The sequence below is a fragment of the Sphingomonas azotifigens NBRC 15497 genome (genome assembly GCF_002091475.1).
Classification (GTDB): Bacteria; Pseudomonadota; Alphaproteobacteria; order Sphingomonadales; family Sphingomonadaceae; genus Sphingomonas; species Sphingomonas azotifigens.
Genome location: NZ_BCTR01000001.1, coordinates 218,006 through 241,195, shown reverse-complemented (window position 1 = coordinate 241,195; position 23,190 = coordinate 218,006). Strand labels below are relative to the sequence as shown.

16 protein-coding genes are annotated in these 23,190 nt (G+C 67.8%); 4 read left to right on the top strand and 12 right to left on the bottom strand.

Features of this window, described 5'->3' with window-relative positions; translation table 11 throughout:
• The first annotated feature begins 51 nt into the window (after positions 1 to 51).
• The 3 genes from SAZ01S_RS01010 to SAZ01S_RS01000 all read left to right on the top strand — a co-directional run bounded on the left by SAZ01S_RS01010 (position 52) and on the right by SAZ01S_RS01000 (position 5,050).
• Positions 52 to 1,125: a LacI family DNA-binding transcriptional regulator gene (locus SAZ01S_RS01010; RefSeq protein ID WP_084579147.1), complete on the top strand. Its 1,074-nt coding sequence runs from the start codon at positions 52 to 54 to the stop codon at positions 1,123 to 1,125.
• The gene (locus tag SAZ01S_RS01005; RefSeq protein WP_084579145.1) at positions 1,122 to 2,207 is read left to right on the top strand and encodes an ABC transporter ATP-binding protein; all 1,086 of its coding nucleotides are present in this window, start codon (positions 1,122 to 1,124) and stop codon (positions 2,205 to 2,207) included. Before SAZ01S_RS01010 ends, SAZ01S_RS01005 begins: the two co-directional genes overlap by 4 nt.
• 152 nt (positions 2,208 to 2,359) lie before the next feature.
• The gene (locus SAZ01S_RS01000; protein WP_084579143.1) at positions 2,360 to 5,050 is read left to right on the top strand and encodes a TonB-dependent receptor; all 2,691 of its coding nucleotides are present in this window, start codon (positions 2,360 to 2,362) and stop codon (positions 5,048 to 5,050) included.
• 63 nt (positions 5,051 to 5,113) lie between these two features.
• On the opposite strand, the gene SAZ01S_RS00995 is transcribed toward SAZ01S_RS01000, so the two are convergent.
• The 6 genes from SAZ01S_RS00995 to hcp form a co-directional block, all read right to left on the bottom strand.
• Positions 5,114 to 6,247, bottom strand: coding sequence for a hybrid sensor histidine kinase/response regulator (locus tag SAZ01S_RS00995; RefSeq protein ID WP_084579141.1), 1,134 nt, complete (start codon positions 6,245 to 6,247; stop codon positions 5,114 to 5,116).
• On the bottom strand, positions 6,234 to 6,809 hold the full coding sequence (locus SAZ01S_RS00990; RefSeq protein WP_084579139.1) for a chemotaxis protein CheB: 576 nt from the start codon (positions 6,807 to 6,809) through the stop codon (positions 6,234 to 6,236). Before SAZ01S_RS00990 ends, SAZ01S_RS00995 begins: the two co-directional genes overlap by 14 nt.
• Positions 6,806 to 7,645, bottom strand: coding sequence for a CheR family methyltransferase (locus tag SAZ01S_RS00985; protein ID WP_084579303.1), 840 nt, complete (start codon positions 7,643 to 7,645; stop codon positions 6,806 to 6,808). The genes SAZ01S_RS00990 and SAZ01S_RS00985 overlap by 4 nt, the downstream gene beginning before the upstream one ends.
• Positions 7,642 to 11,085, bottom strand: coding sequence for a response regulator (locus SAZ01S_RS00980; protein ID WP_084579137.1), 3,444 nt, complete (start codon positions 11,083 to 11,085; stop codon positions 7,642 to 7,644). Before SAZ01S_RS00980 ends, SAZ01S_RS00985 begins: the two co-directional genes overlap by 4 nt.
• A 138-nt stretch (positions 11,086 to 11,223) precedes the next feature.
• The gene (locus SAZ01S_RS00975) at positions 11,224 to 11,922 is read right to left on the bottom strand and encodes a GAF domain-containing protein (protein WP_084579135.1); all 699 of its coding nucleotides are present in this window, start codon (positions 11,920 to 11,922) and stop codon (positions 11,224 to 11,226) included.
• A gap of 122 nt (positions 11,923 to 12,044) precedes the next feature.
• The gene (hcp, locus tag SAZ01S_RS00970; RefSeq protein ID WP_084579133.1) at positions 12,045 to 13,685 is read right to left on the bottom strand and encodes a hydroxylamine reductase; all 1,641 of its coding nucleotides are present in this window, start codon (positions 13,683 to 13,685) and stop codon (positions 12,045 to 12,047) included.
• Between the two features lie 133 nt (positions 13,686 to 13,818).
• On the opposite strand from hcp, the gene SAZ01S_RS00965 reads away from it, so the two are divergent.
• Entirely contained in the window at positions 13,819 to 14,205 is a 387-nt protein-coding gene (locus SAZ01S_RS00965) for an RrF2 family transcriptional regulator (RefSeq protein WP_084579131.1), read from the top strand.
• Positions 14,206 to 14,233: 28 nt separating this feature from the next.
• Here the strand turns inward: SAZ01S_RS00965 and SAZ01S_RS00960 are convergent, their stop codons facing one another.
• From SAZ01S_RS00960 to rpiA, 6 genes are read right to left on the bottom strand one after another with little or no spacing between them, the layout of a single operon-like run.
• Entirely contained in the window at positions 14,234 to 15,052 is an 819-nt protein-coding gene (locus tag SAZ01S_RS00960; RefSeq protein WP_084579129.1) for a Cof-type HAD-IIB family hydrolase, read from the bottom strand.
• Positions 15,049 to 16,488, bottom strand: coding sequence for a glucose-6-phosphate dehydrogenase (zwf, locus tag SAZ01S_RS00955; protein WP_084579127.1), 1,440 nt, complete (start codon positions 16,486 to 16,488; stop codon positions 15,049 to 15,051). Before zwf ends, SAZ01S_RS00960 begins: the two co-directional genes overlap by 4 nt.
• Positions 16,485 to 17,471: a phosphogluconate dehydrogenase (NAD(+)-dependent, decarboxylating) gene (gene gnd / locus SAZ01S_RS00950; protein WP_084579125.1), complete on the bottom strand. Its 987-nt coding sequence runs from the start codon at positions 17,469 to 17,471 to the stop codon at positions 16,485 to 16,487. The genes zwf and gnd overlap by 4 nt, the downstream gene beginning before the upstream one ends.
• Before the next feature lie 23 nt (positions 17,472 to 17,494).
• Entirely contained in the window at positions 17,495 to 20,299 is a 2,805-nt protein-coding gene (locus tag SAZ01S_RS00945) for a bifunctional transaldolase/phosoglucose isomerase (protein WP_084579123.1), read from the bottom strand.
• A complete protein-coding gene (gene tkt / locus SAZ01S_RS00940) occupies positions 20,296 to 22,371 on the bottom strand; it encodes a transketolase (protein WP_084579121.1) in 2,076 nt (691 codons plus the stop codon). The genes SAZ01S_RS00945 and tkt overlap by 4 nt, the downstream gene beginning before the upstream one ends.
• Positions 22,372 to 22,429: 58 nt before the next feature.
• A complete protein-coding gene (gene rpiA, locus SAZ01S_RS00935) occupies positions 22,430 to 23,128 on the bottom strand; it encodes a ribose-5-phosphate isomerase RpiA (protein ID WP_084579119.1) in 699 nt (232 codons plus the stop codon).
• Between the last annotated feature and the right edge of the window lie 62 nt (positions 23,129 to 23,190).

Here is a 23,190-nt window from a genome sequence, read left to right as displayed (position 1 = left end):
GCGTGTCAAGGCAAGCGTCTAGGATCGCCGAAACAGTAGTTGGAGAAGAGGATGGTGCGGGCCAAGCGAGCCACCCTGAAGTCGATCGCCGCCGATCTGGGGGTGACGCATACCTCCGTCTCGAACGCCTATAACAACCCGGCCAAGGTCTCCAAGGAGCTGCGCGAGCGGATCATCGCCTATGCCCGCTCGGTCAACTATGACGGTCCCGATCCGGCGGCGCGCTCGCTGCGCACCGGGCGGTGCGGCGCGATCGGCGTGCTGTTCAACGACCAGCTGAGCTACGCCTTCACCGACGCGCACGACATCGCCTTCCTGCGCGGCATCTCGTCGGTCTGCGAGGAGGAAGGCGCGAACATCGTGTTGATCCCGCTGAAGAACAAGCGGCCGGAATCGCAGGAGACGCTCACGGCCATTGTCGACGGCTTCATCCTCAACGCGCCCTATAAGAGCCATCCGACGATCCGCACCGCCCTGTCGCGCGGCCTGCCGACGGTGGTGGTGGATTTCGATGCGCCCGAGCTTGCCAGCGTGCTTACCAATGATCGCGAGATGATGCGCGACGTGCTGGCGCATCTGCTGGCGCTGGGCCACCGCGAACTGGCCATCGTTACCTTCCCGCGATCGGAGGACAATGGCGAGATCTTCGCGCTCGACCGCGAGGTGCCGGACGAGAGCTATGTCGTGAACCAGCGCATCCAGGGCTGCCGCGATGCGCTTGCCGAGGCGGGGATCGATCCTGCCGCGGTGCTGGTCTGCGAGACGGTGAACAGCGAAGACGGTGGGGCGCGCGGCGCCGAGCGCCTGCTCGCGCGCCGCCCGGACCTTACCGCTTTGGTGTGCTTTTCCGATCGGCTCGCGCACGGCGTGCTCCAGCATTGCCGGGCCAGCGGCATCGACGTGCCCGGCCGCATGTCGGTCACCGGGTTCGACGGGCTGGAGCCGCCCGATCGCCATCCCGACGCGCTGCGGCTCACCACGGTGCGTCAGAACGCCTATGCGAAAGGGCGGATGGCAGCCGAGATCCTGCTCGGCGAGGGCAGCCGCGCGCCGCGGACGGTGCATATCGATGCGGCGTTTATCCCCGGCGACAGCACCGCACCGGCCTGGAGCGCCGCGCAATGACCGCGCTGACGCTGGCCGGGCTCACCAAGGCCTATGACGGCGCCGCGACGATCCGCGGCATCGACCTGGAGGTGCAGGCAGGCGAGTTCGTCGTGCTGGTCGGCTCCTCGGGCTGCGGCAAGTCGACCGTGCTGCGGATGATCGCGGGGCTCGAGGCGGTGACCGGCGGCGCGATCCATATCGACGGTCGCGACGTGACCCATGTACCCGCGGCGGACCGCGGCGTCGCGATGGTGTTCCAGTCCTACGCGCTCTACCCGCATATGAACGTGCGCGAGAATCTGAGCTTCGGGCTGCGCAACATGCGGGTGCCGCGCGACCGCATCGCCGCGCAGGTGGCGCATGCCGCCGCGATCCTCGAACTGGAGCCGCTGCTCGATCGGCTGCCGGCCCAGCTTTCCGGCGGCCAGCGCCAGCGCGTGGCGATCGGCCGGGCGATCGTGCGCGATCCCTCGCTGTTCCTGTTCGACGAGCCGCTGTCGAACCTCGATGCCGATCTGCGGGTGCGCATGCGGCACGAGCTGGCCCGGCTGCACCAGCGGCTCGGCAGCACGATGCTCTATGTCACCCACGACCAGGTCGAGGCGATGACGCTGGCCGATCGGCTGGTCGTGCTCGACCAGGGCCGCATCTCGCAGGTCGGCACCCCGCTCGAAATCTATACGCGCCCGGCGAACGTCTTCACCGCCGGCTTTATCGGCAGCCCGCGCATCAATCTGCTGCCGGCCAAGGTGGTCGCCCGCCAAGGCGGCGAGATGCTGCTCGAACTGCCCGGCGGGCTGCGATTCGCGATGCCCGCCAGCGAGGCGATCGCGGTGGGCGCCGCCGTTACCGTCGGCCTCCGCCCCGAGCATGTGCGGCTGGAAGCCGCGCCCAAGTCGCTGGCACTGCCGCTGACGATTCAGGCGGTGGAGGCACTCGGCCATTCGACCTTCCTGTACGGCGAGATGGCCCCGATCGGCGAGTTCCGCGCCAAGCTGGACGGCCATCACAGCGTCCCGGTCCCGGCCGCGATGACGGTATATGCCGACGTTCGCCAGCTGTTGCTGTTCGGCGCCGACGGGGAGGCAGTCCCCCTCTAACCAGGCCGTTGCAAGTCGCTGAAAGGCGAAATGTTGCCCGCTTGTACATTGCAAGGTTGATCGTTAAACAAAGGGTACAGGAGAATGTGCCGGTCGACCCGATCCGCATCGATGGACGGGCGTTCACGGCATCGAGGGAGAGGACCAGACCTATGCCGAACGGGCGTACCCATTTGCTTGCCGTCACCGCCATGGCGACCATCCTGGCCGCGACGGCGCCTGCCTATGCCGATCCGGAACCGGGCGCGCAGGCACAACAGAATGTGCCGGCTTCCGCGGCACCCGATACCGCCACCGAGGAGACGATCGTCGTCACCGGCCTGCGCGAGAGCCTGCGCCGCGCGGTGGACATCAAGCGATCGGCCGACAACATCGTCGACTCGATCGTCGCCGACGATATCGGCAAGCTGCCCGACCAGAACATCGCCGAGGCGATCCAGCGCATCCCGGGCGTGACGATCTCGCGCGACAATGGCGAGGGCCAGTTCATCACCGTGCGCGGCCTCGGGCCGGCGTTCAGCACCGCGCTCTACAATGGCCGCATCCTCGCCACCGAGAACCAGGGCCGCGAGTTTAGCTTCGACATCCTGCCCGCCGAACTGATCAACCGCGTCGACGTCTCCAAGACCCCCACCGCCGCGCAGGTGGAAGGCGGCATCGCCTCCACCGTCGACATGTACACGGCGCGCCCGTTCGACTTCAACGGCAGCAAGGTCAGCCTCTCGGCCCAGGCCAATTACGACAAGCTGCGCGGCCAGGCCTCGCCCCAGGCTTCGGGGCTGGTCAGTACGACCTTCGGCGGCAGCAATTTCGGCGTGCTCGCGGCCTTCTCCTATATCGACCGCAAGATCGAAGGTCGCCGCATCTTCACCGATGGCTGGGAAGCCAATCAGAGCCTTGATACCAACAAGGACGGCAAGGCCGATTACACCGGCGTGTCGCTGCCCACCTATGTCGAATGGGGGGTCAACCGCACCAACCGCAAGCGCCTGTCGGGGCTGGCGACGGTGCAGTGGAAGCCGAGCAACGCGCTGCAGGTGACGCTCGACGGGCTCTATTCGAAGCTCGACGTCAACGACGACAACAAGGTGTTCTTCGTCTATGGCGGCCCCGGCGACATCACCGCGGCGACCGTCGACTCGAACAAGACGGTGACCAGCTATACCGGCATCGCCTCGGGCCCGACGATCACCAACCAGGTCCGCCCGCGCCTCGCCAAGACCTACCAGACCGGCCTGAACGTCGAGTGGAAGCCGTCGACCCGGCTGTCCGGGTTCATCGACCTGTCCTGGTCCAAGGCGCAGGACGATACCGGCGGCAACCAGGCCTGGTTCGAAACCAACCTCGCGACGCCCAGCTATTCGCCCGCGGCGGTGAAGTTCAACATCGGCGGCAACGGCCTGCCGGTCTATACCGGCCTGGGCAATATCCTCGACACCTCGAACGCCAAATCCGGCTATCTCACCTTCGAAGGCGTGAGCGTCGAGGACGAGATCTACCAGATCAACTCGCGGCTGAAGTGGCAGATCGAAGCGGGTCCGCTGCGCGCACTGACCGCGGGCATCAACTATTCGGACCGCAAGAAGTCGCGCTTCTCGTACAAGACGCCCGGCGAGGTGCAGTGTGCGCTATGCGGCGTCTCGGTGCCGCAAAGCGTGTTCGGCCAGCCCGCGGAAGCAACGAACTTCCTCGGCAGCGGCATGTTCACCAGCGGCTTCCCGACCTATTCGATCCGCGACCTGCAGGCCTATCTGCTGTCCGACGCGGCGATCAACCAGACCGCCAACCCGGCGGCGACCCGCGCGATCCTCGCCGCCAATGGCGGGGGCTTCGGCGTGGCGCTGGTGCCCGGCAACAGCGGCGCGGCACAGGAGCGGACGATCGGCGGCTATGTCGAAGCGTCGCTGGGCGGCCATTTCGGATCGCACCCCTGGTCGGGCAATATCGGCGTGCGGGTCACCCGCACCAAGGTGACGTCGACCGGCTTCGGGCAGGAGATCCTGAGCATCACCACGCCGCCTGGGCTCGATCCGATCGTCAACCTGTCGGACCCGCAGCCGATCACCGCGCGCGGCGACTATACCCAGGTGCTGCCGAGCGCGAACTTCAAGGTGGACCTGTTCAAGGACGTCGTGCTGCAGGCCGCCGTCGCCAAGACGCTGACCCGTGCGACGCTGAGCGACCTGCTGCTCATCCGCAACATCAACCCGCGCCCGCGCGAGCGCGCGATCACCGACGGCAATCCGGGCCTCAAGCCGATGATCGGCTGGAACTATGATGCCGCGCTTACCTGGTATCTCGATCGCGCGAGCTTCCTCAGCGTCGCGGTGTTCGCCAAGGATCTCAAGGATCTTTCGGAGACGGTAACCAGCACGGTCCAGATCCTGGGGCTCGACTTCCGCCGCACCCGGCCGGAGAATATCGGCAGCCGCAGCTATTATGGCGTCGAGTTCTCGGGCCAGTACACCTTCACCGGCCTGCCTGCGCCGCTCGACGGGCTGGGGGTGCAGGCGAACATCAGCCTCGTCGATCCGGATGCGACCACCTACAATCTCGTCGGCTTCTACGAGAAGGGGCCATTGCAGATGCGGCTGGCCTACAACTACCGCAATGCCTATCGCGCGACCGATGCGGGCAACCGCGGCCAGCCGGTCGACGTCGCCGCCTATGGCATCTGGGACGCGAGCATCAACTATGCGCTCAACGACCATGCGACGGTGTTCGCCCAGGGGCTGAACCTGTTCAACGAGAAGACCTTTCAATATTCGGTCTATCCCGAACGGGTGATCACCTACGAGACCTACGGCCCGCGCTATGCGCTGGGCGTGCGCGTGAACTTCTAGGCCGAAGGCGGGCACCGGATCTGCCGCGCGGGCGCGGATCCGGTGCCTACCACAAGCATCCCGTCAATCGGCGCAGGGCAGCAGCACGAGGAAGGTGGAGCCCTGCCCCACCGCGCTTTCCTTGAGTTCGATCACGCCGCCGTGCAGCGTGACGAGCTGCCGAACCAGCGCCAGCCCGATGCCGAGCCCTTCGGACTGCCCCTCCCCGCGATCCACCTGCGCGAACAGCTCGAAGACCTGACCCTGCATCTCCCGCGGAATACCGACACCGGTGTCGGCGACCTCGATCGCGGCATAGGCGCCCTCGCGCCGCACGCTCAGATGGATAGCGCCGCCCGCCGGCGTGTATTTCGCGGCATTGGAGAGCAGGTTGCTGACCACCTGCGCGATGCGCGCCTGGTCGGCCTGGAGCCAGATCGGCGCTTCGGGCAGATCCACCGTCAGGCGGTGGCCCTGCGCGTCGATCTGCGGGCGGCTGAGCTCGATCGCCAGCGCCACGGCATCGGCGAGATCGATGTGCTCGGTGCGCAGCACGATCTTGCCCTGGTCGATGCGCGCGACATCGAGCAGGTCTTCGATCAGCCGGGTCATGTGGCGGATCTGGCGATCCATCCGCTCGCGCACTTGCTCGGCCCCCGCGTCGTCGGCCCGGCGCTTGAGCAGATGCAGCCCGGCGCCGAACGCCATGATCGGGTTGCGCAACTCGTGCCCCACCATGCCCAGAAACGCGTTCTTGCGCCGGTCGGCGAGCCGCAGGTCTTCGGTCAGTCGCGCGAGTTCGTCGCGCTGCGCGACGATCTGCCGACGCTGCTCGTAGAGATCGAAGAACACGTTGCTTTTCGAGCGCAGGATGCCCGCGTCGATCGGCTTCTGGAGAAAATCGACCGCACCCGCCTCATAGCCGCGAAAGCGGCGCTGCGCGTCGGCGCTGCCGGCGGTGAGGAAGATGATCGGCACGTGCCGGGTACGTTCGTTGCCGCGCAGGAACTCGGCGAGCTCGAAGCCGTCCATGCCGGGCATCTGCACGTCGAGCAGCGCCAGCGCCACGTCGTGGACGAGCAGCAATTCCAGCGCCTCGTCGCCCGAGCGCGCCTTGAGGCATTCGAGGCCGTCGCGCCGCAGCAGTGCCTCCAGCGCCAGCAGATTCTCGTCGAGATCGTCGACGAGCAAGAACTTGACCGGGTCAGGGGCGGACATGGGATGGGGCCAATCGTACGAGATGGGGGGCAATGGCGTCGATCGCCAGGCGGGTAGCGTCGGGGCACAGCGCGAGCCCGGCCGCCGGCATCGTCGGCACGCGGGCGGTCTCGGGATCCTCTACGATCGCGGTGCCGCCGGCGCGGGCAACCGCGCGCAGTCCTTCGGCGCCGTCGTTGTTGGCGCCGGTGAGCAGCACGGCGATCAGCCGGCGCCGCAGCGCGTCGGCCGCGCTTTCCAGCAGCACGTCGATCGAGGGGCGACTGTGGTTGACCGGATCGTCGGCGGACAGCGCCATGCTGCCGTCCGGCTCGACGAGCAGATGATAGTTGGCGGGCGCGAAATAGATGGTGCCGGGCTCGGGCAGCTGCTTGTCCTCGGCTTCGCGCACCTGCATCGCACAGCGCGCCTCGAACAGTCCCGCCAGGCCATGGTCATGGTCGGGCGGCACGTGGACGACGATCAGTACGGGGCGCGGGAAGTCCGCCGGCAGCGCCGGCAGCAGCGTGAGCAGCGCCTGGACGCCCCCCGCCGAGGCGCCGATGACGACCATGCCGGTCATCGCTCGCGCCGCTGGTAGATCTTCTCCTCGCGGACGAAGTCGGCAAAGCCGGCGGCATGGTCGGAAAAGCGCAGGCTCTCCTTGCGGCCGAGACCCAGGAAACCGCGGCGGACGAGCGATTCGTCGAACAGCCCGACGGCGCGCTCCTGCAGATCGCGATCGAAATAGATCAGTACGTTGCGGCACGAGATCAGGTGCATCTCGGCGAACACCGAGTCGGTCGCCAGGCTGTGATCGGAGAAGACGACATTGGCGCGCAGGCTGCTGTCGAAGATCGCGCGATCGTAATCGGCGACATAATAGTCGGAAAGCGAGGTGCGCGCGCCCGATTTCTGGTGGTTCTCGGTGAACTTGCGGATCTGGTCGAGCGGATAGACTCCCGCCTCGGCAGCCTTGAGCGCCTTGGGGTTGATGTCGGTGGCGTAGAAGATCGTGCGCTGCTCCAGCCCCTCCTCCCGGAACAGCATGGCGAGCGAATAGACTTCCTCGCCATTGCTGCACCCGGCGATCCACACCTTGAGCGAGGGATAGGTGCGCAGGTGCGGGATCACCTTCTCGCGCAGCGCCCGGAAATAGCTGGGGTCGCGGAACATCTCGCTCACCTGGACGGTGAGATAGTTGAGCAGCTTGGCCAGCATCTCCGGCTCGTGCAGCAGCCGGTCCTGCAGGGCCGAGAAGCTGGCCATCCCCAGCCGTCCGCGCGCCTGGATCAGCCGCCGCTTGATCGAGGCGCGGGCATAATGTCGGAAGTCGTAGTGGTAGCGCCGGTACAGCGCCTCCAGCAGCAGCTCGATCTCGATATCGTCGACATCGGGTTCGGGAGTTTCGTCGTTCATCGCGGCATCCAAACGCGGACGAGCGACAAGAGTTTATCGACGTCGATCGGCTTTGCCATATAGTCGCTGGCGCCCGCCTCGATGCAGCGTTCCTGGTCGTCGGGCATCGCCTTGGCGGTGAGCATGATGATCGGCAGCCTGGCCCAGCGCGGATCCTGGCGGATCGCGCGGGTGGCGGTGAGGCCGTCCATCACCGGCATCATCACGTCCATCAGCGCGAGATCGACCCCCTTCTCGGGATCGCTCACGGCCTCGGCCAGCGCGTCGAGCGCCTCCTGGCCGTTGCGCGCGATGCGAACCTGCACGCCGCGCGGCTCCAGCACGCTGGTCAACGAATAGACGTTGCGGACATCGTCCTCGACGATCAGCACGCGCCGCCCCTCCAGCACCGCATCGCGGCGGCGGGCGGCCTGGATCATCTCCTGCTGCGCGCTCGGCAGCTCGGCCACCACCTGGTGGAGGAACAGCGAGACCTCGTCGAGCAGCCGCTCGGGCGACTTGGCGCCCTTGATGATGATCGAGCTCGAATAGCGCCGCAGCTTCTGCTCGTCGTCGGCGCTGAGGTCATGGCCGGTGTAGACGATGACTGGCGGGAAGCTGTGCGACCCGTCCTCCTCGCTCAGCGTCTCGAGCAGCGAATAGCCCGAGGCGTCGGGCAGCGACAGGTCGAGCACCATGCAATCGAAGGTCTGGCTGCGCAGCATCTCCAGGCATTCGGCGGCGGTGCGCACGCCGACCGTCTCGACGTCATCGGTCTGGAGCAGCCGGGCGACCGCGTCGCGCTGGACGTCGTCGTCCTCGACGATCAGCACGCGGCGGACGCGGCTGGCGGTGCGTTCCTGCAGGTTCTGCAGCACCTCGGCGAGCAGCTCGCGCTTGATCGGCTTGATGTGATAGCCGACCGCGCCGAGCGACAGCGCCGTCTGGCTCTGGTCCGCGGCCGAGATGACGTGGATCGGGATGTGGCGGGTGCTGTCTTCCTGCTTGAGCTGGTCGAGCACGATCAGCCCGGACTGGTCCGGCAGGCCGAGATCGAGCACCACGGCGCTCGGGCGATAGGTGCGCGCCAGCTGCAGTGCCTCGTCCGCCGTGCTGGCGATGAGGCACTGGAAGCCGAGCTCGCGCGACAGGTCGCAGACGATCGAGGCGAAGACGGGGTCGTCCTCGATCACCAGCAGATGGCGTCCGCCCGGCACCAGCCGCTCGCGATCATCCTCCAGCACCCAATCGGCTGCGGCGGCAGCACGGCGCGGCGGCGCGGGCGTGGCGACGGGAGCCGACTGGGCAACAGGCTTGGCCGGAGCAGGCGCCGTCGGCAGCGTGCGCGGGGCGACTGCCTCCGCGTCGTAGCTGACCGGGAGCGTCAGCGTGAAGGTGCTGCCCTCGCCCGCCCGGCTCTCCAGCGTGATCCCGCCGCCGAGCAGCCGCGCCAGCTCGCGCGAGATCGACAGGCCGAGCCCGGTGCCGCCATAGCGCCGGTTGATCGTGCCGTCGGCCTGGTGGAAGGCCTCGAAGATCAACTTCTGCTGCTCGGGCGCAATGCCGATGCCGGTGTCGCGCACCGCGAAGGCGATCCGGTCGCCCGTCGCGCGCACCTGCAGCTGCACCGAGCCCTTTTCGGTAAACTTGAGCGCGTTCGACAGCAGGTTCTTGAGGATCTGCTCCAGCCGCATCCGATCGGATTCGATACCCTTCGGTGCCGTCTCGTCGAAGACGATCTCCAGCCCGATGCCGCGTTGCTCGGCGATCGGCTGGAACAGCTGGCGAAGATCGGTGCCGAGCCGCGCCAGACTCACCGGCTCGGGGCGGATGTCGACATGGCCGGCCTCGATCTTCGACAGGTCGAGAATGTCGTTGATCAGCGTGAGCAGGTCGTTGCCCGAGGATTCGATCGTGCGCGCGAACTTCACCTGCTCGGCGGTGAGCGTGGCGGGACCATTGTCGCCGAGCAGCTTGGCGAGGATCAGCAGCGAGTTGAGCGGCGTGCGCAGCTCGTGGCTCATGTTCGCCAGGAAGTCGCTCTTGTACTGGCTGGCCTGTTCGAGCTCACGCGTCTTGACGAGCAGCGCAGCGCTGCCGCGTTCGAGCTCGTCGCGCTGGTTCTCCAGCGCCTGGGCCTGCTCCTCGAGCTGGCTGTTGGTCTGCTCCAGCTCGACCTGCTGCTGCTCCAGCATCGCCTGGGATTCGCGCAGCGCCCGGCCCTGCTCCTCCAGCTCCTCGTTGTTGACCTGGAGCTCCTCGCTCTGGGTCTGCAGCTCGGCGGCCTGGCGCTGGGTTTCCTCCAGCGCATCCTGCAGCTGGGCGCGGAAGCGCGCGGAGCGCAGCGCCACGCCGATCGCCGGCGAGGCGCGCTCCAGCAGCTCCAGCATCATCGGATCGGTGGGATAGAAGAAGCCGAGCTCCAATACCGCGTTGACGATGTCGTCGGCCTTGGCGGGCACGATCATCAGGTGGCGCGGCTTGTCGCTGCCGAACGCCGAACCGATTTCGAGATAATGGTCGGGCACGTCGTCGAGCAGGAGCGGCTTGCCCTCGGCGGCGACGCGGCCGAGCAGCCCCTCGCGTAGCCCAAACGCCTCGGGCACGTCGGCGTCGCCGGGCACGCCGAGCGTTGCGACGCGGCGGAACACCCCGGCCTCGCCCTTGAACAGCGCGCCCGCCTGGAAGCCCAGCTTGTCCGCCAGATAGCCGAGCACCGCCTCGGCGATCTCCTCCACCGATCGATCGCCGCGCACCGCCGCCGAGATGCCGAGCAGCCCGTTCTGTAGCCATTCTTCCCGGGCGCGGGCGCGCAGGTTGCGCTGGACCAGCACGAAGATCATCAGCGTCAGCGCGGCGCCGATCAGGCTGGAAACGAGCCCGCTGGCGATCGCCGCCTGCGAGGCGGCCGCCATGTCGTCAAGCCGTTCCTGGCGGAGGCGCCCCTCCTCCTGCGCCATCACGGCGAGTTGGGCGCGGATCGCGTCCATGCTGTTCTTGCCGGCGCCGGTCTCGACCACGGCGAGCGCCTCGGCGAGGCCCTTGGTCCGGCGCAGATCGATCGTCTCGCGCAGCTCGGCCAGCTTGGCGCCGACCTGGCGGCGCAGCTGGACGATATTGCTCTGCTGCACCGCATTGTCGCTGACCAGGTCCTGGAGATGGTCGAGACGGGCGTCGAGCGTCTCCGTCGCCTTGGTATAGGGCTCGAGATAGCTTTGGCCGCCGGTCAGCAGAAAGCCGCGCTGGCCGGTTTCGGCATCCTGAACGGTGGAGAGCAGCTCGTCGAGCGCGATCAGCACGGTATGGCTGTGCCGGATCGCCGCATCGCTTTCGCCAAGCGCCCGTACATTCCGATAGGCGATCGCGCCGCTGATCAGGAAGAAGGCAAGGCCGAGGACCAGCCCGAGGGTCGTCCAGGCGGCGCGGCCGCCGGAGTCACGCAACAAATTCCGACGCTTCATGCACTCGATCCCGAAAATGCCCCGCGATCCGCATAGTGCGTCGGGAAAGTAGAGCAAGCGTCCTGACGGACAGGCGGAACGTACGGAATCGGGAACGCGGCACCTGCCCGGGCCGCATTGAGGCTCGAATGCCGTCGGCTAGCGGGTTCTCGACCCGACGTCTCCAGTCCCGGCACCGCCGCGCGCGGTCCCCGGCTGCCAATGGGGTTCGAGCATCGCCTCGAGCCAGCGCAGTTCCGCGTCGAGCACCGCGACCACGGCGTCGTCGCCTTCGGCAACCGCAAATCGCATGCGATCGGACAGCTCCGCAATGGCGTATTGTGCATGGGCCAAGGCATTGGGCGCGCGATCGATGACCGCGGTCGCATTGCCGGCGAGCGACGCCAATACTTCCAGTGACGCGGCATTGACGCTTCGCGGCTTGGAATCCAGCAGACACAGCGTGCCCAGGGCAAATCCGTCACGGGTGACGAGCGGCGCCGCATAATAGGCGCGCACATTCATCTCGATGACCGCCGGCGCGAACTTGAACCGCGGCTCGCTCCACGCATCGGCGACGCAGAGCGGGGCGAAGCCGGGTACCTTGATAGCCGCGTCGCAAAAGCTGTTCGGGCGTGCGAATTCGCGCGGGTCAAAGCCATAGGCGACCGCGAGCCACAGCCGGGATCGGTCGACGATCGAAACCGCCGCGTAGGGAAAGCGCGTCTTCGTGGCCGCCTCTTCGACGATCTCCGACAGCGCGGCGTCGCCCTGCATGCCGAAGACTCCACTGGTGAGCACCCGCGCCTGGCGTCGTACCTCGGCAAGTCTCGCATCGGCGTTCTCGACATCGCACATGCAGCATACCCCTCTTCAGGAGAACTTTAGGTTTACAGTGCTTTGCGCTGCAACGTTAAAACGTTTTCCATGCCCGGGTCCGCCCGACGCGCCCGCCTATCGGTGCGTCGGGCGGGCGCCGCTCAGGCGGCCTGCAGCATCTGCTGCAGGTCGGCCTGGGCATCCCCGGTCGGGCGGATGTCGAACTTGTCGACGAGGATGCCGAGCACCTCCGGTGTCAGGAACTGCGGCAGCGTCGGGCCGAGATAGATGCGGCGCAGCCCCAGGTGGAGCATCGTCAGCAGCACCGCGGTCGCTTTCTGCTCGAACCAGCTGATCGCATAATGGAGTGGCAGGTCGTTGACGCCGACACCCAGCGCCTCCGCCACTGCGGTGGCAATGCGGATCGCCGAATAGGCATCGTTGCACTGGCCGATATCGAGCACCCGCGGCACGCCGTTGATGCTGCCCAGATCCTCGCGGTTGAAGCGGAACTTGCCGCAACCGAGCGTCAGCACCAGGCTGTCCCGCGGCGTCGCCATGGCCAGGTCATGGAAATAGTTGCGGCCGGGTCGCGCCCCGTCGCAGCCGCCGATCAGGAACAGGTTCTTCACCGCACCCTTGCCGATCATGCCGAGCAGCGTGTCGGCAACACCCATCACCGTGTTGCGGGCGAAGCCGATGGTGATGGTCTGCGCCGGCGCATCCTCGGCGAAACCGGGTTGGGCCAGCGCGCAGGCGATCGCCGGCGCGAAATCATGGTCGGTGAGGTGCGGCAGCCCGTTCCAGCCCACCGGCCCGGCGGTGAAGATGCGCTCGCCATAGCCCTTGAGGTTCGGGTTGATCAGGCAGTTGGAGGTCATCACGATCGCCCCCGGAAAGGCATCGAAATCCTTCTGCTGGTCCTGCCAGGCGCCACCGTAATTGCCGGCGAGATGCGGGTATTTCTTCAGGCCCGGATAGGCGTTGGCGGGCAGCAGTTCGCCATGCGTATAGACCAGCACGCCGGTCCCTTCGCTCTGCCGGAGGATGGCCTCCAGATCGCCCATGTCGTGGCCGGAGACGAGCAGGCACTTGCCCGCGCGCGGCGTCATCCGCACCGCGGTCGGCTCGGGATGGCCGAAGCGGCCGGTATTGGCCGCGTCGAGCAATTCCATCACCTTCAGGTTGAGCGCCCCGATCGCCAGCGCGTTGGTCAACAGCGCATCCACGTCGGTCGGATCGGTGGCGAGGAAGGCGGCGATGCGGTGGAACGCGGCGCTGACCGCCCCATCCTCGAAACCGAGCACGCGGGCATGCTCGCCATAGGCCGCGGTGCCCTTCAGCCCGTACAGGATCAGGTTGCGCAGCCCGATGATGCTCGGCCCGTCACGATCCAGGAAGCGCTGGATCGCCGCGAACGGCGCCGCTGCCGCCAATTCGGACGGGGTGGTGCCGGGGTTCCAGCCGGCGGTCTCGGGAAGCGCGGAGAGATCCGCGCCGGCCGCCTCCGCCAGTAGTCGCGCCCGCTCGCGCATCGAAAGCGCACGCGCGATCAGCGGCACGAAGCGCGTGTCGTCGAAATTGACGTTGGTCAGCGTCGTGAACCAGGCGTGCGGCGTGAAGGCGTCCACCACTTCGTCCCGCGCGCCTTTCGCCGCCGCACGATCGGCATAGACCGAGATGCCCTGCATCACGCGCAGCAGCACGTCCTGCAGATCGGCGACCTGCGCCGTCTTGCCGCAAGACCCCATCCTGGCAGCACAGCCGCCCTTGTTCGATTGTTCGCACTGGACGCAGTACATCGCCGGTCTCCGGATAAAGCTGAATTGCACATTCCACTTATTGGGCCGGCAATCCCGCCACTTTGACGGACGTCAAAACTACGTGCTTTTCCCCACTGCGCCTGCATGCCTCGCCAAGTAGGAAGGTGCCGGCATGCAACTGACCCGTCACTCCGATTACGCGCTGCGGCTGCTCATGCATCTCGGCAGCACCGGGGCGGGGCGCGTCTCCATCGCCTCGGTGGCGGAGGAGCAGGGCATTTCCACCACCCATCTGATGAAGATCGCCAACGGTCTGGCGCATGCCGGCTTCATCGAGGCCGTGCGCGGGCGCGGCGGCGGGATCCGGTTGGCGCGAGACCCGGCAAACATCAACCTTGGCGCGGTGCTTGGCGTGACCGAGCCGCGCTGCCCGATGGTGGATTGCACCGGCTGCCGGCTGGCACACGGCTGCAGGCTGCCGGGCGTGCTGGACGAGGCGCAACGCGCGTTCATGGACGTGATCGGCCGCTACACGCTGGCGGACGTGCTGCGCGGCTGAACCGCGCGCCAATTCGCCCGTTGGACGTCTAGGCCGCCGAGGATCCGAGCAGCGGCAACAGGATGGTCTCGATCGCCTGGGCCACACCATCCATATCGCTGGGGCCGGTGACCCGCATCGCTGCCGTGCGGACCGCTTCGGGTGCCTGCCCCATCGCGATCGACAGCCCGGCGCGGCGGAACATCGGCAGGTCGTTATACTGGTCGCCGATCACCGCCACGTCCGCCAGCGCCACGCCGAGCGTGGCCGCCAGCGCGGCGATGCCGTCGCCCTTGTTCGCCGTCGGCGCGGTAACATCGAGATAATAGGGCTGCGACCGTGCGACCTCGGCGTCCGCGCCCAGCGCCGTCGCGACCTCCTGCTCCAGCGCGGCGAGCATGGCGTGATCCGAAGAGACCGCGACGATCTTGTCGACCGCATCGAGCAGCGGACCGAAGTCGCTGCACACCATCGGATCCTGCGCGGAGGTGACGCGCTCGCGTGGGGTATAATGGTCGTCGAGCCTGTCGGTGTGCCACTGCCCCTTGGCGAACACCCAGCGGATCACGTGCGCACGCGCGACCTGTTCGAGCGTGCGTGCCGCCACCTCGGCGTCGAGATGCGTCGCCGACAGCACCGCGCCGTCGGGCTGCACGATCGTTCCGCCGTTGAACGCGCCGATCGGCGCAGTGAGCCCCAGCCGCTCGGCGATCCACAGCAGCCCGCTCGGCGGCCGTGCGCTGATGATCGAGACGGGTACGCCCGCCGCGATCAGCCGCTGCACCGCGGCGACCACGGGCTCGCCCAGGCTCTTGTCCGGGCGGACCAATGTGCCGTCGACATCGGAGAGGAAGAGGCGAAGGTTCATGAGATCTCGTGCCAGCTGCGGCCATCACGCGCGAGCAGCGCGTCGGCGGATGTGGGGCCGGCGCTGCCGGCGGCATAGTCTTCGGGCTCACCGGTCCGCCAGGCGTCGAGCAGCGGTTGCACCGCGCGCCAGCCGCCCTCGATCTGGTCGGCGCGCTGGAACAGGCTCTGGTCGCCGACCAGCATGTCGTAGAGCAAGGTCTCGTAGCCGGTGCGGTGGCCGAGATCGAAGGCATCGGCATAGGCGAAGCTGAGGCACGCGGGCACCGTCTCGATGACCGGGCCCGGACGCTTGACCGACATTTCCAGCTTGAGCGCCTCGCCCGGCTGGATCTGGAGGATCAGGCGGTTCGGCGGCAGCGCCTCGGCCGGCGTGTCGCGGAACATCAGCGGCGGCACCGCGCGGAAATGGATGACGATCTCGGTATCGCGCGCCGACAGCGCCTTGCCGGTACGCAGGTAGAAGGGAACACCGTGCCAGCGCCAGGTGTCGACCGCGACCTTGAGTGCGACATAGGTCTCGGTGTTGCTGTCCGGCGCAACGTCGGGCGTCTCGCGATAGGCCGGCACGTCCTTGCCCCCGGCGCTGCCGCCGAGATAGCGGCCGCGCACGGCATCGTCCGGGCCGATCGCCCGCACCGCCGCGATCACCTTGGACTTTTCGGTGCGCAGCGCTTCGGCATCGAAGCTGTTGGGCGGCTCCATCGCGATCAGCGCGAGCAGCTGGAACAGATGGTTGGGCACCATGTCGCGCAGCGCGCCGGTCTCGTCGTAGAATTTGCCGCGGCTGCCCACCGCGACCGTCTCGGCCGCGGTGATCTGGACATGATCGACATAGCGGTTGTTCCACACCGCCTCGGTCAGCGCGTTGGCGAAGCGGGCGACGGTGATGTTCTGCACCGTCTCCTTGCCGAGGAAATGGTCGATCCGGTAGATCTGCGCCTCCTCGGCATGGCCGAGCAGCTGCGCATTGAGCGCCTGGGCCGAGGCGAGATCGGTGCCGAACGGCTTCTCGACGACCAGCCGGCGGAAGCCGTCGCGCTCGTCGAGCAGCCCGCTGGCGCCCAGCCTGTCCGCGATCGGCCCGAAAAAGCCGGGTGCGGTGGCGAGGTAGAACACCGCATTGCCGTCCAGCCTCGCCTTCAGGTCTTCGTACAGCGCGGCATCGGTGAAGTCGCCGCGCAGATAGGCGATGCGCGGCGCCCAGCGGGCCCAGGCCTCGCCATCGCCCTCGTCCTCGACAAAGCTTTTGAGCTTTTCGCGGAGCGCGGCGTCATCGCCCTCGCCATGGCTGATGCCGAGCAGCCTGGTGTCGCCATCGAGCAGTCCATCGCGTTCGAGATGGACCAGCGCCGGCATCAACAGGCGACTGGCAAGGTCGCCCATCGCCCCGAACAGGACCAGAGTCGCAGCCGGTGCCGGCGCCGCGTCGCTCACTGCGGCATCTCGACGTGCCCGCCAAAGCCGAAGCGCATCGCCGACAGCAGCTTGTCGCCGAAGGTGTTCTCCACCCGGCTGCGATAGCGGGCGAACAGCGCCGCGGTGAGGACATGGACCGGCACGGCCTCCTCCATCGCCGCATCGATCGTCCAGCGACCCTCGCCAGAGTCGGCGACCTTGCCGCTATACCCCTCCAGCATTCCGTCCTTGGCGAGCGCCTGGGCGGACAGGTCGAGCAGCCAGGACGAGATCACCGAGCCGCGGCGCCACACTTCGGCGATGTCGGTCAGGTTCAGGTCGAAGCGCTCGTCCTCGGGCAGCTTGTCCGACGACTTGCTCTTCAGCACGTCGAAGCCCTCCGCATAGGCCTGCATCAGGCCATATTCGATGCCGTTGTGGACCATCTTGACGAAATGCCCGGCGCCGGCGGGACCGCAATGGATATAGCCCTTTTCGGCACGCGGATCGCAGCCTTCGCGCTCCATCCGCTCCTTGGTGCGGGGAATGGTGCCGAGGCCCGGGGCAAGCGCGTCGAAGATCGGATCGAGCAGGTCGACCGCTTCCTTGGTGCCGCCGATCATCATGCAGAAGCCGCGCTGCAGCCCCCACACGCCGCCCGAGGTGCCGACATCGACATAGTGGAGCTGCCGCTCGGCCGCGACCTTGGCGCGGCGGATGTCGTCCTTGTAGAAGCTGTTGCCGCCATCGATCACGATGTCGCCCGGCTCGGCGGCGGCCATCAGCGCCTCGACGGTGCTCTCGGTCGGCGCGCCGGCGGGCAGCATCACCCAGAAGATGCGCGGCGCCGCCAGCTTGGCGACGACGTCTTCCAGCGAGCTGGCGGGGGTCGCGCCGTCCTTGGCCATGGCTTCTACCGCTGCGGTGCTTTGGTCGAACGCCACGATCTCATGGCCATGCTCCATCAGCCGGCGCGCGATCCCCGCACCCATGCGGCCGAGGCCGATCATCGCAAGACGCATCCGAGAATTCCCTTTCGCTGAAATCAGAGGGCCGCACGCACGGCCGATGCCAGGGCTTCTATCCCACCCCCGCCGCGCTTCAAGTGCAGGCGCAGCACGCGGCGGCCGCGCTCGGCGAGCACGTCCGTGTCGCCGCGCGCCTGGGCGATCTGGACGGTGCCGAAGCTCGCCTTGCGGCCCGGCACGGCCAGGTCCGGCTCGGGGTCGCGGGTGATGGTGAGGAAGACACCGGTGTTCGGGCCGCCCTTGTACGCCTGGCCGGTCGAATGGAGGAAGCGCGGACCGAAGCCGGCGACGGTCGCCACGCGCTTCTTGTCGCGCACCGCGACCCGCATCGCCGTGAGCGCCGCGGTGTCGGCATCGTTCCGCTCGATATAGGCGAGGAAGCCGGCATAGTCGCCGGGCAGCAGCGCCGCGAAATGATCGGCCAGCAGGCTCGCCGGGCTGCCGGACAGTGCCTGCCCCTTGGCGGCATAGAGGGCGAAATCCGCGTTGTCGGCGATCGGCTGCTCGGGATCGAGTGCGCCCGACGCTTCATAGGCCTCGACCAGCGTGCGCGTCGCGACCTTGGCGTCCTCGACATCGGGCTGGTCGAACGGATCGATGCCGATCACCGCACCGGCGATCGCCGTCGCGACCTCCCAGCGGAAGAACTCCTGCCCGATCTGCTGCGGCGTATCGAGCGTGATCCGCACCACCGGATGCCCGGCTGCGGCGAGCGCCTCCAGCTGCGCCGCATCATCACCACCCGCAGCGCCGGCAAGGGCGAACTGCACGAAGACACGGTCCTTGCCATAGACTTCGGGTGCGCCGAGCGGCTCGAGATCGACCGGCACGATCCCCCTGCCCTGCTTGCCCGTCGATTCCGCCAGCAGCTGCTCCAGCCAGGCGCCGAGCGGCGCCAGTGGCGGGGCAGCAAGGATGGTCAGCTTGTCGCGCCCGGCCTTGGCAGCTTCGCCGAGCAGCACCCCCAGCCGAACGCCGGGATTGGCGGCGGGCGGCACATCTGCGCCGCACGCAAACACCATCGGCGCGGTCGCCTGGAAGAAGGCGGGCAGGTCGAGGCCCATCGCGGCGGCGGGTACCATGCCGAACACCGACAGGACCGAGTAGCGCCCGCCGATCGCCGGATCGCCGTGGAAGATCGCGGCGAAGCCATCGGTTTTCGCCGTTTCCTCCAGCTTCGAGCCGGGATCGGTCACCGCGACGAAGTGCGCGCCCTTGCGGCCGCTCGCCGCGAAGAAATAGGCGCGGAGCAGTTCGGGCTCCAGCGTCGAGCCCGATTTGGAGGAGACGATGAACAGCGTCTCGGCCGGATCGATTTGCGCCGCCACCGCGGCGATCTGGCCGGGATCGGTGGTGTCGAGCACGTGGAGCCTGGGGCTGCCGGGCGCATTGCCGAGGATCAGGGCGAGCACCTCAGGCCCCAGGCTCGATCCGCCCATGCCGAGCAGCACGACGTCGCGGAATGCCCTGGCCTTCTCGGCAAGCTGCTGGAGCGCGGCCATGTCCACCCGCTCGCCGCGCGCGGCGGGGAGCCAGCCGAGCCATTTGGCTTCATCGCCGCCGGTCCACAATGTCGCGTCGCCCGCCCAGAGCCGCCGCGACCAGGCGTCGGCGCGCGCGGTCTCCAGCCGTTCCTCGACGGCCTTGGCAAGGTCGTCGGGCAGCTGCGCCGCGAAGCCGTTCAGCCGCTTGCCGAGATGCGCCGTGCGCTTGGCCGCGACCGCCCCGAGCAGCGCATCGGCGGCATCGCCGAACTGCTGCACCCCGTCGAGCACAAGCGCCCGGGTGATCTCGTCGAGGCCGAGGCCCAGCCGCTCGGCCTCGGCGAGCACGTGCCGCGCTTCCTCCAGCCCGTCGGTCAGCGTGTCCGCGACGGTGCCGTGGTCGCGAAAGGCGTCCATCGTCTTGGGCGGCATGGTGTTGACCGTGTCCGGCCCGATCAGCGTGTCGACATAGAGCGTGTCCGGATAGGCCGGATCCTTCACGCCCGTCGACGCCCAGAGCAGCCGCTGCGGCATCGCTCCCTTGGCGGCGAGCGCCTGCCAGCGCGGGCTGGCGATCATCTCCAGATACCAGGCATAGGCCCGCTTGGCATTGGCGATCGCGACCTTGCCGCGCAGGGCCCTGAGCGCATCGCTCTCCGGATCGCCCGCGGCGACGCGCGCATCGATCTTCTTGTCGATCTGGATGTCGATGCGGCTGACGAAGAAACTGGCGACGCTTGCGATCCGATCCACCGCTTCGCCCTTGGCGACGCGCGCTTCCAGGCCGGCGAGATAGGCCTCGGCGACCGCCTGATAGCTTTCCTGCGAGAACAGGAGGGTGACGTTGATGTTGATCCCGTCCTCGATCAGCTGGCGGATCGCAGGCACGCCGGCCTTGGTGCCGGGGACTTTAACCATCAGGTTCGGCTCGTCGACATGGCGCCACAGCCGCCTGGCCTCCTCGATCGTCGTCTGGGTGCCGTTGGCGAGATAGGGCGAGACTTCGAGGCTGACATAGCCGTCGCGCCCGCCGAGCCGGTCATAGACCGCGCGCAGATCGGCGGCGGCCGCCTTGATGTCGGCGATCGCCTGGCTTTCGTACACGTCGGCCACGCTGGCATCGCCGGTGCCGAGAAAGCCGTTGAAGCCCGCGTCATAGGCATCGCCGTGCCCCATCGCCTTTTCGAAGATCGACGGGTTGGAGGTGACGCCGGTCAGCCCGTCCTCGGCGATGAGCTTCCGCAAGCCGCCCTCGCGCAGGAAGCTGCGGTCGACGAAGTCGAGCCATGCGGCCTGACCGGCTGCGTGGAGCTGCTTCAACTTGCTCTCGGCGCTCATTTGGCCTGCTCCAGTACGTCGCGCGCGACCTTCACCACATTGTCGACGGTGAAGCCGTATTTCTCCTGCAGCTTGGCAAGCGGCGCCGAGGCACCGAAGGTCGACATGGTGATCGTGGCACCGTGGCTGGTCACATAGCGGTCCCAGCCCATCGACCCCGCCTGCTCGACCGCCACGCGCGCCATCACGTCCGGCGGCAACACGGATTCGCGATAGGCGCGGTCTTGCTTCTCGAACAGATACCAGCTCGGCAGCGAGACGACGCGTGAGCGCACGCCCTCGGCGGTGAGGCGCTCATGCGCCTCGACCACCATCGGCAGTTCGGAGCCGGTGCCGATCAGGATCACCTCCGGCGCGCCGCCCGCGGCATCGGCGAGCACATAGCCGCCGCGCTCCAGCCCATCGGCCGAGGCATAGTTGCTGCGGTCGAGCGTCGGGATCGCCTGGCGCGAGAGGATCAGCGCGGTCGGTTCGTGGCTGTGCTCCAGCGCCACCTTCCAGGCGACCGCGACCTCGTTGGCATCGCCCGGGCGGATCGTGTCGAGGCCCGGGATCGCGCGCAGCGTGGCGAGATGCTCGATCGGCTGGTGGGTCGGCCCGTCCTCGCCGACACCGATGGAATCGTGGGTGAACACGAAGACGACCGGCAGCTCCATGATCGCCGCAAGGCGGATCGGCGCGCGCATATAGTCGGCGAAGACCAGGAAGGTCGCCGTATAGGGGCGCAGATAGCTCAGCGCCATGCCATTGGCGATCGAGCCCATCGCATGTTCGCGCACGCCGAAATGCAGGTTCTTGCCGGCATAGTTGGTCGCCTCGAACGAATTCGCGCCCTTGATGTCGGTCTTGGTCGAAGGCGAGAGGTCCGCCGCGCCGCCGAGCAGGGCGGGCACGTGCGGGGCGACCGCGTTGATTACCTTGCCACTGCTGTCGCGCGAGGCAAGGCCCTTGGCATCGGCATCGAAGCGCGGGATCGCCTGCTGCCAGCCGTCATGGAGCTTGCCGCGGCGGAGCTCGTCAATCTCGGCGGCCTCTTGCGGGAAGGTCTCGTGGTAGCGCGCGAACAGCGCTTCCCATGCTTCCCGCGCCGGCCTGCCGCGATCGGCGACCGCCGCGCCGAAGCGCTCGGCCACGCCGTCCGGCACCAGGAACTGCGCGTCCTCGGGCCAGCCATAGGCCTGTTTGGTCGCACGGACATTGTCCTCGCCCAGCGCTTCGCCATGCGCCTTCTCGCTGCCGGCGCGGGGCGAGCCCCAACCGATCACCGAATGGACGATGATGAAGGTCGGCGCATCGGTGGTCGCGCGGAAGGTTTCGAGCGCCTGGGCGATCGCCTCCGCATCATTGGCATCGTCGACATGCAGGACGTTCCAGCCATAGGCCTGGAAGCGCTGGCCGACATCCTCGTCGAAGGCGAGATCGGTGCTGCCTTCGATCGAGATATGGTTGCTGTCATAGATCCAGCAGAGGTTGGAGAGCTTGAGGTGCCCGGCGATCGAGGCAGCCTCGCCCGAGACGCCTTCCATCATGTCGCCGTCGCCGCACAGGACATAGACGTCATGGTCGAACAGGTCGAAGCCGTCGCGATTGTAGCGGGCGGCGAGCGCGCGCTCGGCGATGGCCATGCCGACCGAATTGCCGCACCCCTGGCCGAGCGGACCGGTGGTGGTCTCGACGCCGGTGGTCATCCGATATTCGGGATGGCCCGGCGTCTTGGACGAGAGCTGGCGGAACTGCTTGATGTCGTCGAGGCTCACCGCCGGCGCGCCGGTCGGCTGCCCGTCCGCGTCGATTTCGCGGACGCCGGCCAGATGCAGCACCGCATAGAGCAGCATCGAGGCATGGCCGACCGACAGGACGAAGCGGTCGCGGTTCGGCCAGTCCGGCGCGGCAGGGTCATAGCGCAGGAAACGGCTCCACAGCGTGTGCACCACGGGTGCGAGCGCCATGGGGGTGCCGGGATGGCCGCTATTGGCCTTTTGCACCGCGTCCATCGCAAGCGTGCGGATGGTGTCGATGGCGAGGCGATCGGGCGAGCCGTCTTCGTGAATCTGCTGGCTGAGGTCGGACATGGATCAAGCAACTCCGTTCGTTGCGGTGCAACGGGTGGGTTCGCGAAAGGCTGCAATCTTATTCATCTATCGGTCGTTTCTGACGGGTCACCCCATCGGAACCGGCGACGTAGAGCGCATCGATTTCGGTGAGGAAAAGCCCGTGCCCCAGGGCACCGGGAATCGCCGACAGCGCCGCGGCCAGGGGGGATGGATCGGCGAGGTCCGGAAAGCGGGCATCGAGGATGTGATGCCCGGCATCCGTCACCCACGCGTCCCCGCCGCGCAGCCGCAGGTCGGCCGTGCCGCCGAGGCGGGACAGCTCCCGGGCGACCAGACCCCGCGCCGCCGGCAGGATCTCGACCGGCACCGCGCGGGCGCCCAGCCGTTCGACCTGCTTCGAGGCATCGGCGATGGCGATGTTGCGGCGCGCCAGCGTGGCGACGACCTTCTCGAGCAGCATCGCCCCGCCGCCCCCCTTGATCGCGCGAAGACGCGGATCGATCTCGTCGACTCCGTCGATGCAAAGATCGATGGCGGTACGTTCGTCCGGGACCAGCAGGCGAATACCGGCAGTACGCGCCGCCGCCGCGGTAGCGCGTGACGTGGCGACCGCGGCGATGTCGAGCCCCGCCGCGACGCGCGCGCCCAACAGCTGCACGACATGCGCCGCGGTGCTGCCGGTGCCGAGGCCGACGATCATGCCGTCCCGCACCTCCTCGACCGCAGCGGCTGCCGCGGCGCGTTTCAGGTGCTCGGCATCATCGGGGGAATGCATGATGGCCGAACGGTACAGCGTCGCGCGCGTTCCGGCTGCTATACGCGCGTCTAGCCGACGAT

Excerpts from the sequence above, each read along its gene's own strand:
- rpiA (WP_084579119.1), bottom strand. The coding sequence starts at position 23,128 with ATGCATTCCCCCGATGATGCCGAGCACCTGAAACGCGCCGCGGCAGCC.
- SAZ01S_RS00990 (WP_084579139.1), bottom strand. The coding sequence starts at position 6,809 with ATGACCGGCATGGTCGTCATCGGCGCCTCGGCGGGGGGCGTCCAGGCG.
- tkt (WP_084579121.1), bottom strand. The coding sequence starts at position 22,371 with ATGTCCGACCTCAGCCAGCAGATTCACGAAGACGGCTCGCCCGATCGC.
- SAZ01S_RS00985 (WP_084579303.1), bottom strand. The coding sequence starts at position 7,645 with ATGAACGACGAAACTCCCGAACCCGATGTCGACGATATCGAGATCGAG.
- SAZ01S_RS00960 (WP_084579129.1), bottom strand. The coding sequence starts at position 15,052 with ATGAACCTTCGCCTCTTCCTCTCCGATGTCGACGGCACATTGGTCCGC.
- SAZ01S_RS00945 (WP_084579123.1), bottom strand. The coding sequence starts at position 20,299 with ATGAGCGCCGAGAGCAAGTTGAAGCAGCTCCACGCAGCCGGTCAGGCC.
- SAZ01S_RS00965 (WP_084579131.1), top strand. The coding sequence starts at position 13,819 with ATGCAACTGACCCGTCACTCCGATTACGCGCTGCGGCTGCTCATGCAT.
- SAZ01S_RS01010 (WP_084579147.1), top strand. The coding sequence starts at position 52 with ATGGTGCGGGCCAAGCGAGCCACCCTGAAGTCGATCGCCGCCGATCTG.
- hcp (WP_084579133.1), bottom strand. The coding sequence starts at position 13,685 with ATGTACTGCGTCCAGTGCGAACAATCGAACAAGGGCGGCTGTGCTGCC.
- gnd (WP_084579125.1), bottom strand. The coding sequence starts at position 17,471 with ATGCGTCTTGCGATGATCGGCCTCGGCCGCATGGGTGCGGGGATCGCG.
- SAZ01S_RS01005 (WP_084579145.1), top strand. The coding sequence starts at position 1,122 with ATGACCGCGCTGACGCTGGCCGGGCTCACCAAGGCCTATGACGGCGCC.
- SAZ01S_RS00980 (WP_084579137.1), bottom strand. The coding sequence starts at position 11,085 with ATGAAGCGTCGGAATTTGTTGCGTGACTCCGGCGGCCGCGCCGCCTGG.
- SAZ01S_RS00975 (WP_084579135.1), bottom strand. The coding sequence starts at position 11,922 with ATGTGCGATGTCGAGAACGCCGATGCGAGACTTGCCGAGGTACGACGC.
- SAZ01S_RS00995 (WP_084579141.1), bottom strand. The coding sequence starts at position 6,247 with ATGTCCGCCCCTGACCCGGTCAAGTTCTTGCTCGTCGACGATCTCGAC.
- SAZ01S_RS01000 (WP_084579143.1), top strand. The coding sequence starts at position 2,360 with ATGCCGAACGGGCGTACCCATTTGCTTGCCGTCACCGCCATGGCGACC.